The sequence below is a fragment of the Enterovibrio makurazakiensis genome (genome assembly GCF_050336585.1).
Taxonomy (GTDB): Bacteria; Pseudomonadota; Gammaproteobacteria; order Enterobacterales; family Vibrionaceae; genus Enterovibrio; species Enterovibrio gelatinilyticus.
This window is the reverse complement of record NZ_JAKJSE010000010.1, coordinates 104,887-119,809: the sequence shown is the minus strand read 5'-3', so window position 1 is coordinate 119,809 and position 14,923 is coordinate 104,887. Positions and strand designations below refer to the sequence as shown.

At 45.6% G+C, this 14,923-nt stretch carries 13 protein-coding genes and 1 pseudogene; 5 read left to right on the top strand and 9 right to left on the bottom strand.

Translation table 11 applies throughout. The features are described from left to right. The first annotated feature begins 613 nt into the window (after positions 1–613). The 4 genes from L4D06_RS08630 to L4D06_RS08615 all read left to right on the top strand — a co-directional run bounded on the left by L4D06_RS08630 (position 614) and on the right by L4D06_RS08615 (position 2,294). Positions 614–790: a hypothetical protein gene (locus tag L4D06_RS08630; RefSeq protein ID WP_429738854.1), complete on the top strand. Its 177-nt coding sequence runs from the start codon at positions 614–616 to the stop codon at positions 788–790. Further along, positions 769–915 (top strand): hypothetical protein, encoded by a 147-nt coding sequence (locus tag L4D06_RS08625; RefSeq protein WP_429738852.1) that lies wholly within the window; start codon positions 769–771, stop codon positions 913–915. Before L4D06_RS08630 ends, L4D06_RS08625 begins: the two co-directional genes overlap by 22 nt. Before the next feature lie 173 nt (positions 916–1,088). Then, entirely contained in the window at positions 1,089–1,817 is a 729-nt protein-coding gene (locus tag L4D06_RS08620; RefSeq protein WP_429738850.1) for a hypothetical protein, read from the top strand. 36 nt (positions 1,818–1,853) lie between these two features. Then, positions 1,854–2,294, top strand: a complete 441-nt coding sequence (locus L4D06_RS08615; RefSeq protein ID WP_429738848.1) for a hypothetical protein — start codon at positions 1,854–1,856, stop codon at positions 2,292–2,294. Between the two features lie 30 nt (positions 2,295–2,324). On the opposite strand, the gene L4D06_RS08610 is transcribed toward L4D06_RS08615, so the two are convergent. The 3 genes and pseudogenes from L4D06_RS08610 to L4D06_RS08600 all read right to left on the bottom strand — a co-directional run bounded on the left by L4D06_RS08610 (position 2,325) and on the right by L4D06_RS08600 (position 4,874). Continuing rightward, positions 2,325–2,525 carry a hypothetical protein gene (locus L4D06_RS08610; RefSeq protein ID WP_429738846.1) on the bottom strand — a complete coding sequence of 67 codons (201 nt, stop codon included), beginning with the start codon at positions 2,523–2,525 and terminating at the stop codon, positions 2,325–2,327. Between the two features lie 117 nt (positions 2,526–2,642). Continuing rightward, positions 2,643–3,994: pseudogene (locus L4D06_RS08605) on the bottom strand (ISNCY family transposase). Positions 3,995–4,361: 367 nt separating this feature from the next. Continuing rightward, a complete protein-coding gene (locus tag L4D06_RS08600; RefSeq protein ID WP_429738844.1) occupies positions 4,362–4,874 on the bottom strand; it encodes a hypothetical protein in 513 nt (170 codons plus the stop codon). A gap of 253 nt (positions 4,875–5,127) precedes the next feature. Between L4D06_RS08600 and L4D06_RS08595 the strand changes: the two genes are divergently transcribed. Further along, entirely contained in the window at positions 5,128–6,036 is a 909-nt protein-coding gene (locus L4D06_RS08595) for a LysR family transcriptional regulator (protein WP_274162592.1), read from the top strand. Between the two features lie 48 nt (positions 6,037–6,084). Here the strand turns inward: L4D06_RS08595 and L4D06_RS08590 are convergent, their stop codons facing one another. The 6 genes from L4D06_RS08590 to hypF all read right to left on the bottom strand — a co-directional run bounded on the left by L4D06_RS08590 (position 6,085) and on the right by hypF (position 14,921). Then, complete coding sequence (locus tag L4D06_RS08590; protein ID WP_429738841.1) at positions 6,085–7,314, bottom strand: response regulator; 1,230 nt, start codon at positions 7,312–7,314, stop codon at positions 6,085–6,087. 79 nt (positions 7,315–7,393) lie between these two features. Then, positions 7,394–9,568, bottom strand: coding sequence for a response regulator (locus L4D06_RS08585; protein ID WP_429738839.1), 2,175 nt, complete (start codon positions 9,566–9,568; stop codon positions 7,394–7,396). Continuing rightward, the gene (locus L4D06_RS08580; RefSeq protein ID WP_429738838.1) at positions 9,565–10,050 is read right to left on the bottom strand and encodes a hydrogenase maturation protease; all 486 of its coding nucleotides are present in this window, start codon (positions 10,048–10,050) and stop codon (positions 9,565–9,567) included. The genes L4D06_RS08585 and L4D06_RS08580 overlap by 4 nt, the downstream gene beginning before the upstream one ends. Before the next feature lie 4 nt (positions 10,051–10,054). Continuing rightward, on the bottom strand, positions 10,055–11,575 hold the full coding sequence (locus tag L4D06_RS08575; RefSeq protein ID WP_429738836.1) for a nickel-dependent hydrogenase large subunit: 1,521 nt from the start codon (positions 11,573–11,575) through the stop codon (positions 10,055–10,057). After that, on the bottom strand, positions 11,575–12,528 hold the full coding sequence (locus L4D06_RS08570) for an NADH-quinone oxidoreductase subunit B family protein (RefSeq protein ID WP_429738834.1): 954 nt from the start codon (positions 12,526–12,528) through the stop codon (positions 11,575–11,577). Before L4D06_RS08570 ends, L4D06_RS08575 begins: the two co-directional genes overlap by 1 nt. A 44-nt stretch (positions 12,529–12,572) precedes the next feature. Further along, positions 12,573–14,921 carry a carbamoyltransferase HypF gene (gene hypF, locus L4D06_RS08565; protein ID WP_429738832.1) on the bottom strand — a complete coding sequence of 783 codons (2,349 nt, stop codon included), beginning with the start codon at positions 14,919–14,921 and terminating at the stop codon, positions 12,573–12,575. Between the last annotated feature and the right edge of the window lie 2 nt (positions 14,922–14,923).

Genomic DNA, 14,923 nt, shown 5'->3' with positions numbered 1-14,923 from the left:
TTCATTCCCTTATTCGTTGAAATCAGAGGGTCGGCACATAGAAATACGCAATGCTTTACGCGCCGTTCGGCATTCACTAAGACTGCGAACACCCCAAAAGAGTAACGAAAGTTAGACACATTTTTCACTCGACCACCAACAGGCTGCTACGTATTTGAGGCCGTTTCTCTAAATTGCATCACTTTGAAACAAATGCGTAACGTCAATTGTGAAGCGCAACAAAATCAAGGCGAATATTGATAAAAGCATAGATAGAAGGACGGTGATATGGCGTTATCGCCGAACAGAAAAATACGCCACTTTCGCGCTTACCCTCCAACTTTCAAGGAGAAATGAGAAAGGTTTATTTGCTCGAGAGCAAAATTTTAAGGTCGTGTGCTATGCGGGGTTTACGCTGTGCGTGCGTCACCCAGAGACCAGCGGCAATTATCTATTTTCGCAATGTTTCAACAAACACCAATAATTGGCGTAGATAAGTGAGTTTCTCTTGCGCCAACGTTGGTGACATCGAGGTTCCCAATGCAGGTGAGCCACAGTTCGGCGGCGCAGTCGCCACGCTTGGCATGTTGGCGCATGGGGGAAACCATCCGTAACTAGAAGAAAGGGCGCTGATATGGATTTACTCCCCGTTCTGGGCGCGTCGGCAGCCACGGGCTTGCTGTCGTCTGTGCTGACCGTCGTTCCGCTTAAGGTCGATATGCGTTGGGTAAAAGAGAAAGTGAACGACCATGAGCGCCGCATTCGTGAACTAGAAACAATGTTGATGAAATGCCTAAATCACTCACAGTAAAACAGGCAGGCCGAAAAGGTGGCAATGCCACGGCCAAACGCTGGAAGAATGACCGCAAGTTTGCTGCCACCATGCGCAAGAAACTGAGCGCCGCGGGGAAGAAAGGCGCGAAATCCCGCAAGTAACGAAAGCTTCTATAGTCACCGCTAGGTTAAACCCAAAAAGCCCGCAAATGTGGGCTTTTTTACCATGTAAACTGTGTGGCATAATCCAGACAACTTTATTTCTTATGACATGACACATGAATTCGTATCGTTTGATAATTAGATTATTTCGTCTTTTGATTGGTCTCCTTCTAATGTCAGCAATAATCTTGCCAATCTACTTTTATCAAGATGCTTTTGGTTGGGGAGTATGGAAAAGCCACAAGCAGTGGGCTGAAATGGGGAGCGCACTGGGTGGGATTTACTCTCCAATACTTGCGCTCCTCACGCTAGTAGTGCTGATGTTGCAGTATGCGCAGTCAGTAAAAAACGATGCGTACTCACAAGCTATGTATCAAACGTCTTCTTACAAAGAGCAAGGCACTGATAAGCTCAACCTCTTGGCAGTCGATATCAACATGAAGCTATCAGATGTAATTAATGACACCATGATTCGGGGTGCCCTGGGTAAAAACTGGAATAATGAGGATGCTTTTTTAAATGCACAGTTCCGGTTAAATCAGAGAGAATCACGTGATATGACCTTAAAAGAACTTCTATTGTCGCTCACTGTAAATAAGAACGGAAGTGAACAAGATTACGAGTTTTTTAGCAGTCTTCTAGAGCAAGCATCAAAACAGATCATTGGCAAATGGATGAGTTTTAACACTGCTCTGTCCGCTTTGAAAGCTGGCGCTTCTGTCAAAGGTGACCTTCAATACATCTGGGCAAATAGCTCATTAAATCTAATGACTCATGCCTCTGACATGCTGGGTTATGAGACATGTATGGCGCTCGATGAATGGGTTATGCACTGTCACAAAAAGCTGGGCAAAGTATATAGCGAGGTGAATTTCTACAAGTATCATCACAAACAAAGTTAGATGCATAAAACTCCGTGGTAGTAAAATGAGAATAAAATGGACATAACAACAATCGCAGCAGGAGCAACGCTCCTTGATTTTCTGAATAAGTCATTGGAAACATCAAAACTGATTCAATCGGACGATGCCTGTCCTGAACAGTTGAAGCACAAGTTAGTCGACCTCAACATGCAGCTATCAAGGACGTCACTTGAGGCTTCACAATTAATGATGACCATTGCTCATAAAAATGACGAAATAAGACAATTAAGAGCGGAATTAGAAAAAACCGAGACTATCAAATACTGCTCTCAAACTGAGATGTATTGGAAGGAAAACGAAGAAAGCCCGTTTTGTACCAAGTGCTTTGAAAGTGCAGGAAAAATAGTTCATCTTAGATTTTATGAAGCGAGACCTGATAGCGGTTGGGGTCTAGCTCACGAACATTATCACTGTATTTTGTGCAGTTCGAGTTATTTGAAAACGACTCGAAAGTAATAAAAAAGCCCGCAGTAGCGGGCTTTTTTATTACTTCAACTTATCCCGAATCGGTATCCACGGCGCAGGCTGTTGGCGCTTGCCACCACGGTACACGGTAACAGGTGGCAAAGACGGCTTCACTGGCGCACGTCGGCTCACGCAGCGCGTAATATTGGTCACGCCATATCGGAAAGCCATCAAGCTCACGGGGGCAAATTCACGTCCGTCAGGGGTAATGAGTAAGGCCACTCTCTGTAAATGTTAAATCCAGGGCTGTCTGTCTATCCCATTTTAAAATGTCCTGTTTCCTGCAAAGTAGAAATGTCCTTTTTTATGTGAATGAGCAATGAGGGCAGGAGAGTGCAACTAGGTTTTACTGCTGCTGGCTTTGAAGGGGTTAGGGTTGGCGAGAACCGGATTGATGGCGCGAAGTTGTTCTTGTACTGCCCGTTTTTGCGCGCGACGCTTCGGGGCTTTCTTACTGCGTTCGCGAGTTTTCTGTTGCTCAAATTCCTCTTGTTTTTGTTGTGCGAAACGTAAAACATGCCCCAAGCGTTTGTTGTCAACGACCTGGGTTTGGTCGATTTTTTCCAGCTTGTCAAAGGTCTTGAAATTGAGTTTCCGATAGCCATAAGCAATGGCTATCTCACCATTTGGGTAGTCCAGGACTTTGACATTTTCATGCACCAACCGACTGTTTTCTTCCGTATCTTCAATTAAATAGACAACTTTATCGTACTGAAAAGTCAGTGATTTTGAGAGCTTACGGATTTCCTGCCAACTGAAAATGTCATCCAGTTCGCCTTTTGACTCTCTGACGGTGCGGTGCATGTCTTTGGGATAGTTGGCCACTTTGCCAAACCGCTGATTAAAATCGTCAATAAAGTCGGGGAGCCAGGCATTAGCTTCTTCGATGGTATTGATCCCTTGTAAGCGCATTTCTTTGACCATGCGGTCTTGTAGTGTTTGATTCGCGCGCTCCACACGGCCTTTGGCCTGAGAGCTGTTTGCACAGATCAATTCAATCCCTAACTCGTTGAGAACCCGTCCATACTGTGTCTTACCAACTTGTTTATTACGCTCTTGATTCACACGGAAGATAGAATGCTTATCGCTGTAAAGTGCGACAGGTTTGCCATGCACATCTAGGTATTCACGTGTCGCCATCATGTAGTCAAAAGCTGACTCAGTTTCGCTGAAACGCAGGTTCATCAAGCGGCCAGTGGCATCATCCATAAACACCAGCAGGCAGCACTTGGGGCTACGACCTTCAAACCAGTCATGGTGGGAGCCGTCAATCTGGATAAGTTCGCCAAGACAATCTCGGCGGTAGCGTGGTTGATAGATGCGAGGTTTTCGTTGAGCATGTGGTACCCAGAGACCATCGGCGGTCATCCATTTTCGCAATGTTTCAACTGACACCGATAATTGGTGCAGTTCGGTGAGCTTTTCTTGCGCCAACGTTGGTGAGAAATCTGGATAACGCTCTCTAATTAAGGACAAAACAGATTTACGAAGTYCGCCAGGCAATCGGTGGTTACTTGGTTTTCCACGAGCACGATGTACTAAACCTGACGCACCAAATTTTCGAAACCGGTTCATCAGTCGTTGAACCTGACGCTCACTGAGTCCCAAAATATCTGCCGCATCGCAACGACGAATGTGATGATCGCAAACATCCTGAATTACTTTAAACGTGTCAGCTCTTGGTCACTCATAACTACCAGCATCTCATCGTTCCTTAAACGTCAGATCAAAACAGAAACCTAGTTGAGACGTGCGATTAAGGAGACATTTTAACTTTGCTAAAAAGTGACATTACTACTTTGCCCTTACATCACCAGTACGCATTATGTATATTATGTTAAATAAGATATGCAGTAGATTGAAATGTACGCCACTCAGCTCTCTAACTACCCTTATTCTTCATTAATATCAGTCTATTGAACGTAATTGGCTATTTACCATAAAGTAGATAATTACCACTTCTCTAAGACGCTCATGTTGGATCATTCTGTTCCAACAGAGTTCTTCTAGCTTTGGTGAATTATCAAGAAAACAAATCTGGCTTGATTGCTGATGGCGCTAACCAGATTTCTTCTTGGTCATTTTTACTAGCTCCTTCATTGCAGCTTCTAAGTCACCATCCCAATTCATTGTCTCTCTTATCGAGACCTCTCTGGCTTCTTGAACCAAGTCTCTACAAATTTTGGCTGTCTTTTCGATATCATCATTTGTTGCCTGGGCGCCGCTCAACTTACTTTTGAATTCATCCCAGTCGATTTTAGCTAAGGCTATTAGCAACATAATTTCCAAATTAGCCTTCGTGAATCTTCTCCAGTTTTTGGTTACAACAAAAAGCTGATCGGTGGCTGCTAGTACACCTGCTGCGGCTATCCATGTCAGACTGTCCGCCTGCATTTGTTTTTCGCTTTCAAGTGCTAACATGGCAGCATTAAAAAGCGCAAAGACGACTGCTGCGCGTATTGCAAAAGATACCCCCCTAAATATCATTTGATAAAACGCGTAATAGTCAGCTTGTTTCTCGGCATCTAACACCGCTTTATCAAACATTTTGCTCAATTCTTCGAATGTCACAACAATATCTCCATCTATCAATAATATAGATAGGAAAAGCGTAGTTCGCTGTGCCAGTCTCAATGCCTATATTCTTGGAATCTCTGTAGAGAAGTAAGCAGCCAAACTGGAAAGCTTTCTTCCACTCCCATTAGATTTAATCATTGGCGTGATCATCTGGATTTGTCAATTTAGTTTGTATAATCAATATTTTAATAAGACTGGCAAGCATTGTGCTTTAACTATTTACGTTTGAAGTTCGTGAGGCTTAAATATGCACATCACTTTTCGTCAGATCCATATTTTCCAATCGGTCGCGAGTCATCTTAGCTATACCAAAGCCGCTGAAGTGATGTTTCTGACTCAACCTGCTGTCTCAATGCAAATTCGCCAATTGGAAGAAAATGTTGGCTTAGCATTGTTCGAGGTCATGGGAAAATCTCTATATTTAACCAGTGCTGGCGAAGAGTTTATGCTTCATTGTAATCGCATTATGCAAGATTTTTCGGACGCGAAACGAGCCATTGAAAGCTTAAAATCTTTTAAAAGTGGCAAGTTGAAAATTACTGTTGCCAGCACCGCAAACTACTTCTCTGCCCGCTTGTTGGCATCCTTTCTACATATCCATCCGGATATTCAAGTATCACTGAATGTCACAAATAGAGAGTTTTTGATCAATGAACTCAAAAATAACGACTGTGATCTTCTTATCATGGGTAAGCCTCCTGCCGACATTGAAGTCAACGCGACGCCGTTCATTGAAAACCCCTTGGTGGTAATTGCGCCACCAAATCATCCACTTGGGAAGGAAGCGTGTATCTCCGTTCAGCGTATAGCGAGTGAATCCATGGTTGTTAGAGAGTTAGGCTCAGGCACACGATTTGCGATTGAGCGTTTTTTTCGAAGCAAAGATCTCACCTTAAACGTGGGAGCCGAAATGAGTGCAACTGAAGCCATCAAGCAGGCGGTTTCTGCAGGCTTATACCTTGGTATCGTTTCTCGGCATTCTATTGAGCAAGAACTAGAGACAGGAAGGTTAATTGAATTGGATGTTGCTGACATGCCCATCATACGCCACTGGTACTTGGTTCATCGAAAAGGAAAAAAGCTCACGCCAATTGCCCATGCGTTTTGTGACTTCTTACTCGATGAAGCCAATATTCGAGAGGCTATACATAGTTAACAAGATTCTTGGGTTAGTGATGTATAGGAGACTAGTGGTACATAGAAGTTAGTGAGATAAAGGAAGTGATACGCAAAAGCTCGCACCACCATCAGGATGATTGAAGGCGGTGAGCGTTCCGTGTTGTTCCGCGATTAATCGATATGAGATAGCCAAACCTAGACCGCTGCCCTCACCCACTTTTTTGGTCGTAAAGAAAGGATCAAAAATTTGGTTGAGATGGCCTTCATCAATGCCAGTGCCATTGTCGGTGACAGAAATCCATCCAGTATTGTCGTTAGCTCCGCATTGAATCATCACTTTTGGTTTTGTCCGGCATTTAGACGCATCAAGCGCATTGTTTAGCACATTAACAATCACTTGTACTAGTTGCCCTTTATGGCCCAATGCAGTCGCATTTTCATCTATTTCAAGCGTAATGATGTTCATGCACTGACGGCTGGCACTCACCCATTTAACGGCCAATGACACCACGCTGCTGAGGTTAACCAGAGTGGTTTCTGTTTGTTGTTGCGCGGAAAACAAACTCAAATCTTCGACAATTGCACTCACTCGACCCGCTGCTTCAAGGATGTCGTTTATTGCGGGTTTAAGGTCACTGCTCGCCGTATCGACCTTAAGAGATTGACGTTGTTCAATTATTTCTTCATTGAGCGGTTGTTCATGAACACAGTCCAGATATTGATTGATGCGGTCAAAGTTTCGTTGCAGCACATGTCCATTACCAACAATAAAACTAATCGGGTTATTAATTTCATGCGCCACGCCCGCGACAATTTTCCCTAGTGAGGCGAGTTTTTCAGATTGAACGAGCTGCTTCTGGGCATCTTTTAATTGCTTTAACGTTGATGCGAGTATGTCGTTTTGGGCTTGTAACTCCTGTTGATAATAGCGCAGTGATAGGTGTGTTTTTATTCTGGCAGTGACTTCAGCAAGGTGAATCGGTTTAGTGACGTAATCCATCGCTCCGCAACTAAAGGCTTTGAGTTTCTCATCAAGTTCACTGTAACTGCTGATAAAAAGCACGGGAATAGCTTGTGAGGCCGGCGAAGCTTTGAGCTTTTCGCACACTTCAAAGCCGTCCATGTTGGGCATATCTATGTCCAATAACACCAGATCGGGCAGGCTTTCGGCTATTCCTACTAATGCGTCTGCCCCCGAAGTATACGCTTGGGTGTCATACCCTTCATCGGCGAGTAAGTCGCAAAGCATTTCACACAAGGGGGCGGAGTCGTCAACAATGGCAATGGTGGCGGCCTTAGATTTTGGCTCAGTCATTAAACGTCCTTGGTATTGCGCATTATTTCAGTGTAATAGCGTGGAGCATCAACATCTAATATCGCGTGTTTTTAATGCGCTATGAATGCGTTTTCAAGTATTCAGTCAGCTCATTAGTAAGATCAAGATACGCCGAAACCACCTCGAAGAGCGTTTCCTCGTCAACGGAAACAGACTGGCACTTTGCTTCAAGTGATCCACAAAGCATGCTTAATTTGTCGGCGCCAAGCGTAGCAGTAATACCTTTCAGCTCATGGAATATATGCTTTTGCACAGCGAGATCGCGCGAATCATGCGCTTCTTGTAACGTTTGTAGTCGCTGATCAGTTTGGTCGACAAAGCGCTTAAGCATCTTATTGTAGACCGTATAATTAAACCCTAAACGTTGCAGCGCATGTTCCGGCTGGAATACTTGGTCGCCTATTTCTTGTTGATTTGTCATATGATTAGCAATAACCTGAATTAGCCTCTGAAAATCAATAGGTTTTGGCAAGTAATCATTCATTCCTGCGTTTAGGCAGGTTTCAAGGATGTTTTCAGAAGTGTTGGCTGATAATGCAATGACTGGCACTTTTTTACCCAAATCCAGTTTTCGTAGCGCTTGCGTGGTTTCAATGCCGTCCATGTTGGTCATGCTCAAGTCCATCAAGATAACCGAATACAGATGAGATTCAATGGCCTCCAATGCTTGTTGACCAGAACTCGCCTGCTCTACCCACATACCGAGGGATGATAATAGCTCTTTGATCATTTCACGATTGATGGCGTTGTCATCCACAACCAGTACACGCGCACCGCTTAGCTCGTTGACATTCGGTAATTCGGTGTAATCACTTGGCTGGGGTAAAGGCACATCGGTTTGGCCTGAATCACTCACAGATTCAAAACAAGCATAAAATGTCACTTGTGTGCCCTCACCATAAATACTTTGAATCTGAATATCTCCATTCATCAAATTCACCAGTTTCTCGCTGATACTTAGCCCCAATCCCGTCCCTCCAAATCGTCGAGTCGTTGAAGGATCTGCCTGATGGTATTTGTTGAATAGTCTGTCAAGCTGAGGTGCTGTCATCCCTATTCCTGTATCGTTAATTTGAAACTGCAGTGACTGTGGTCGTGTGGGGTTGTCTGACTCTTTATCTATATTATTTGTATCTTTGTTTTTGACCGTCACCGATACGCTGCCGTGGTCGGTAAATTTAATCGCATTCCCTACCACGTTAACCAACACCTGCTGCAAACGTAGCGGGTCACCTTTGAGTAATGGATTAACATCATCGTCAACCAGCAGGTCGAATGTTAGCCCTCTTTTTGATACGTCGAACCACATGACGTGCCGAACATTGCTCAACACTTGGTGAAGGTTGAAAGGCACGTTTTCCATTGTGAGCTTTCCTGCTTCTATCTTGGAAAGATCGAGAACATCATTAATCAAATGAGACAAGGAGTGGGAAGCCACGTCTACCGTGTTGAGATAGCCACGCTGTTTTGTTGATAAATTAGAGTGCAAGCAGAGCTTGGTGAAACCGATTATTGCATTCAGTGGTGTTCGTATTTCATGGCTCATGTTAGCCAGAAAATCCCCTTTTGCCTGATTCGCTGCATCCGCTTCCGCTTTGGCTTTTTGCAACGCTATTTCACTTTGCTTCAGGGCGACTTCTCGCTGTCTTAACTCAGAAATGTCCGTCGCTGTCAGCAAAATCCCCTGCAACTTACCCTGATGGCTATAAAACTGCTCGCCTTTAACGAGGTAAACAGCATGAGTCAATTCACCGTTACAGCGTATCAAAGGCATTTCCAATTCCAAGTGACCACTTTGAGTGATAGTCGAGACAACTTTCGATTCCTGCGTATCCGCTGTAGTGTTGCTCAAATTGGTCAGCATTGAATGAGGAAACAACGAATCAATGTGAATATCAGGTAGCTCTTCATCTGTCCAGCCAAGGTCTTCAGTAAACACGCGGTTGGTTTGCGTGACTAGCCCGTCAACACCGACAACAACAAGCATGCTATTCATGGCGTCGTTAATACTGCGAATATAAGCATTGAGTTCAAGCAGTTGTTTGTTTTTACGCTTAAGCGCATTTCGCTGCGTTTCCATCTCCAACAAGATCTCATCCATAGCATGTGTCGCAGCAAGCAATTGTTGCTCTCTGGCTTCAGCTGCGGCATACAAGGCATCAATTTCTTGTCGCAATTGTTCGTTTTCTGATGCCAATTGCTGTGTGCTATTCATGACTTTAGGCGGCGTCATGTTGAACACCCTTTTAGCTCAATATTATTGACGTCCCACTCAACAGTGAACTCGCTAACTTGGTTCACTAAACGTTCCAACGACAGAGTCATTTCGACAGAAAGCGATGGGGAGAACGTGGACGTTTTTGAAGGCTGAACGGCCAGAATATTAATGATTGGTGTTGGTTTAACAATGGCACTAACAGCTTGGAGTAGAAAGCTGACGCCTCCCATATGATCGGCAGAACTGCTGTTATCTAGCGTATCGGGCAAGATGAAACGAGAGTCACCAATCGATAGGCCAAGTTCGGCCACATCCACGATTAACACATGCGAACAATGCTCGAACAATGGCAATGCATTTAGGCCCAAGGTGCCTGCATTATATACGTTGACGTTTGCTGGCAGTGACACGTCCTTAAGTCTCGCTGCTACGGCGGCCCCTAGTCCATCATCACCATGTAATGCGTTGCCAAAACAGAGTACATTCAGCGCCTTCATGACCTCATACTCCAAAGCGCAGCTTTTTCCCGGTCGGAAGCATATGTACCGTGCATACTAAACACGGATCATGTGATCGGATCACATGGCTGAGCTGTAATGGATTGTCCGCATCATCAACCTGCAAGCCAATCACACTTTGCTCCCAGTGCCCATGTTGACCATCGGAATCCCTTGGTGATGCATTCCATGCTGTCGGAGTGATGATTTGGTAATTGTCGATAACGCCATTTTTGATACTAATCCAGTGCCCCAACCCTCCTCGCGCAGCTTGGATCATGCCAAACCCTTTACCATCAATTTCATCTTGTGGTTTGGGTGGCAGGAAGAAGTCACCACTGATGTCTTCTGATAAGTCCTGAACGCATTTTTTCATCTGCATCAAACTGAACCCAATGCGGCGCAAGCGAGCAAACTGTCGTAGCCAAGTTGATGGTCCTTCTTCTTGGTGTAATGATTGAATGAGCGAATCCTCACCAATCAACAATTCTGCTAAAGGCCCAGTTTGCATTACCTTGCCATCATATCGCGGCGCTTTTGCCCAAGTATAACGGTCAGATTGTGTTTGATAATCGGGAATCGTTTCCCCTTTGTGTGGGTGGCGTCCGCCTTGATATTGCCTAAACCATGAGTAGCGAACATGCTCAGAGATCAATGACTGGTCAAGGGGTTGGATGGTGCCAGTATCTGCTTCATAGACGCCGGAACGTAGCGCGTGGTGGTCAGGTTTCACTGGGTCGATGACAGCGCCAAAACTCAACATATGCCGACTACCAAACCCGATCTTGTGTAGATCAATTGAGCGCGAAAATCGCGTAAACAATCCGAGCGCACTATTGGCTTGGTGAGCGTTATCATCTAACCCATCAAAGAACTGCCGTTTAGAGCTGACTGACATCCAATTTTCCAGCGTGTCGCCGATCACTGCTAGTTCATACCAGCGTATCAGTTTGGCTATCACATCCTTAGTCTCTATGATCTTACGTTGGCTGGGTTTACCCACCACACCACCAGGTAGCATGTAAGACGAGTGAGGCCATTGACCGCCGAACAATGCAATAATGCCTACGGCATCACGAGATTGTTCTAATGCGCCAAGGTGATGGCGTCCTTTGAAAGGTTCAAACGCCGCCAATATATCTTGGTATAAAGGATGATGGCGATAATCTTCATGGCAGAAATCGACAAGAAACATTAAAAACGACTGGCGAATATCGTTTTGAATACTCTCTGTCAGCAAGCAAAGGTTTCGAATCAACGTGGCGTTGGGTGGAACATGAATTCCCCATATTTGCTCCAAGGCCAACGTTGCAGCATAGAGGTGCGCTGTGCCACAAATACCACAAACCCGCGGCGTAATAACGGCGGCATCACGTGGCGTTCGACCAATCATGATCTGCTCAAACCCTCGATACATCACACCAATACAGCGAGCATCGACCACTTTTCCATGCTCAACGTCTAGCTCAAACTCAAGATCGCCTTCAACACGGTTAAGGTCTATGTTCAGGGTTTTCTTAACCATTAAGGCTCCATTTTTCGCTTTTTCACGCGCTCGGGCGCTGCGGCTTTGGCGAGGTTTTTGTAGGCAATATAGTTCGCACGTTCCACGCCTACAGGCAATTTGGAGGGGATAGGCCCTAACTTTTCGGTTTGAAACAGCCCTTCATCTTCTGGAAACGCAGGTGAGGTACAGCCAAAACAAGGCACCCCTGCTCGCGTTTTGCTGCTTCGGCCGTTCCATAAATCAGTATTGCAAGTCGCTTGGGTATAAGGTCCTTTACAACCAAGATTGAAGAACATGCACCCGTTTGTGCCAAATTCCGATTCTTCGACGTCATACTCGTGGTATTCATTGCGGGTGCAACCTTGATGGACCAAAGTACTGAAAAACTCTTTTGGGCGATTGAGTTCATCGAGTTGTAAAATCATGCCGCTGGCAATCATTGCCAAGGTTTTTGTCATGGTGTTGGGATGCACAGGGCATCCCGCCACATTAATCACAGGAAACCCCGCTCCACTTCGCCATTCCGGAGGGAGCAAACCTCCGGGGGATTCCTTGTCCATTTGCAACCCCATGCAGTCAGATGGGTTTGGTGGCGCAGCATGAACACCACCAAAAGCTGCGCAAGTGCCCATGGCGACCACATAGCGCGCCTTGTCAGCTAACAAGCTGACCCACTCTTTCTTGGCTTTTCGCTGAAATGTATCAAACATTCCCGTGCCATTAGGCGCGGTAATTATACTGCCTTCGATGCAAAGAATGTCTAACCGCTGCGTGCCGTTAATAATGTCTTCAATAAGATCGTTGAGACTGTGGACATTTTGAATAGATAGCGAAGGCTGCCATAAAAGTTCGATAGAATATTCGGTCAGCAGGTCAGAGAATGACGGTCTATCTGCACTGAGAAGTGCCATTGTGTCTCCGCCACAACTCCCTGTTTGAAACCATAGCAATGTCATTTTGCCTTTCACCATGACGAACTCCTGCTTAACTGCATGATTAATTATGGTTCAAGCGCTCAGGTTTGGATGTTTCTTGCTAAAGACTGCGCGGAAACCACTAAGGCTTGTCCGAATGCCAAGCCGCCATCATTAGCGGGCACTTGTTGATGCAGCAACACACTGAAACCACGTTTAGTGAGATATGAATGGGCGTATTCAAGTAATAAGCGATTTTGAAATACGCCCCCTGTCAGGACGATATCTGGCACATTCGTCATTTGTTTCGAGAGGTGATCGACCATGTCAGCGATTCCCAACGCCAACCCAAGGTGGAATCTTCTCGCGATGTCGTTTGGCGCAGTTCCTGATGCCAAATCTTTTCCGAGTTCAATCCACATTGGTGATGGATCAAGGTGTGCAGGTTCTCCGGCGATAATATCGAATGTGTAACCGCTATCTTCGTTGCTGGAGTGAGCAAGAGATTCTAGCTCAATAGCGGCTTGGCCTTCGTAACTTTGGCTTTGAAAGCAAATGGAGAGTGACGCAGCCACGGCATCAAATAATCGCCCAGCCGATGTCGTGATAGGTGTATTGATCGCTTTCTCTATCATTTGATCAATAGCGAACGTTTTTGAGGCGATGTCATGCTTAGCGATGAGTTGCTGCCAGACATCTTCAGTTAAATTGAGTTTGTGTCGCCACGCCAACAAATTTCGCCAAGGTTGTTTAATCGCAACCATGCCACCGGGTAGTGCAACCTGTGATAGATGCGCCAAGCGCTGGAAGCTCGTATAGTCGGCAAGTAGAAACTCACCGCCCCACAGACCGCCATCATCACCTAACCCTAGTCCGTCAAACACCACGCCTAAAACCGGTTTACTGTTTCGCGGCAAATGGTTATCGCCCATGCATGCGGTGATATGCGCATGATGATGCTGTACTTCGAACACTCTGTCTTTTGAGTAATTTGCGTTTCCGTATTTTGTCGAAAGATATTCAGGGTGCTTGTCCACTGCAACCCTGTAGGGCTCGAAGCGGTACAAGGTTTGAAAATGCCCCAGCGTAGACCGAAAGTCCTGCCAAATGCGCACACTTTCAAGATCACCAATGTACTGACTGAGAATCGCGCCATGGCGTGACAACAAACAAAAGGCGTTTTTCACTTCACCACCCAGACCCATTATGTTCTCTGTTTCTTCAAAGCCCACGGGCAGAGAAATCGGACTGGGGGCATAACCTCTTGAACGACGCAGCAATTGCGTGCCTAACGAGGTTTGCCGTAAAACAGAATCGTCGGTACGGCTTACAATTTCGCGGTCGTGCATCAACCACACATCGGCAATATGCTGCAAGTCTGCCAGAGCTTCATCATTGTCTATACATTGTGGATTGCCACTCAGATTTGCAGAAGTCATCACCAGCGGTACGCCGACATCTGTCATCAACAAAACATGAAGTGGTGTCGCTGGCAGCATAACCCCGATTTCATTGAGGTCTGGCATGACCGATGTTGCGATATCGATTAGTGACGTTGTCACAGCACGTATCGGAAGAATGACGATGGGTGCTGCATGACTTTGCAATGCCTTAATAGATTCAGGGGTCACATCGCAATACCGGTTAACATGATCACAGTCTTGCATCATCACAGCAAAAGGTTTGGCGGGGCGGAATTTACGCTGTCGAAGCTTTTTCACCGTCTCTTCATTGGTTGCGTCGCAGACAAGGTGAAACCCTCCAATGCCTTTCACCGCGAGAATTTTGCCTTGTTTCAATAAGGAAGCCGCGAGTTGAATGGCATCGCTGCCCCCTTCATTGTCGGCATTTATTGGCTCTCCATGCTTATCGCACAACCACACCTTTGGCCCACAAGCTGGGCAAGCAACAGGTTGTGCATGAAAGCGACGGTCTGCAGGGTTGAGATACTCTTGCTCACATTCCGCGCACAGGGGGAAATTTGCCATGCTGGTTTTTGGACGATCGTAAGGTAACGATTTAATGATGGAAAGCCGAGGGCCGCAGTGAGTGCAATTGGTAAAGGGATAACGATAACGGCGGCTTTTGGGGTCAAAGGTCTCATCTATACAGTCGCGACACACGGCAGCATCCACCGGTATTCCCGCATTAAGCGTTGAAGTTTCATCACTCGCAACGATATGGAACCCTATGTCTTGGCCTAATGTATCAAAATCAGCGAAAGGTGTTGTTTCTATGGAATTTATTGCGGCAAGAGCTGGGCAGTTTAATTGAATTTGCTCTAGAAAAGTGGCGACATTGTCAGGTGAACACCAAAGTTCAACCACTACACCTTCACCATCATTAAGCACTGAACCATTCAAGGCTAACGAATTCGCGACGTGCCAAATCATAGGTCTAAACCCTACGCCTTGAACAACACCGCGGATCCGAACTCGATAGCCTTGCATCA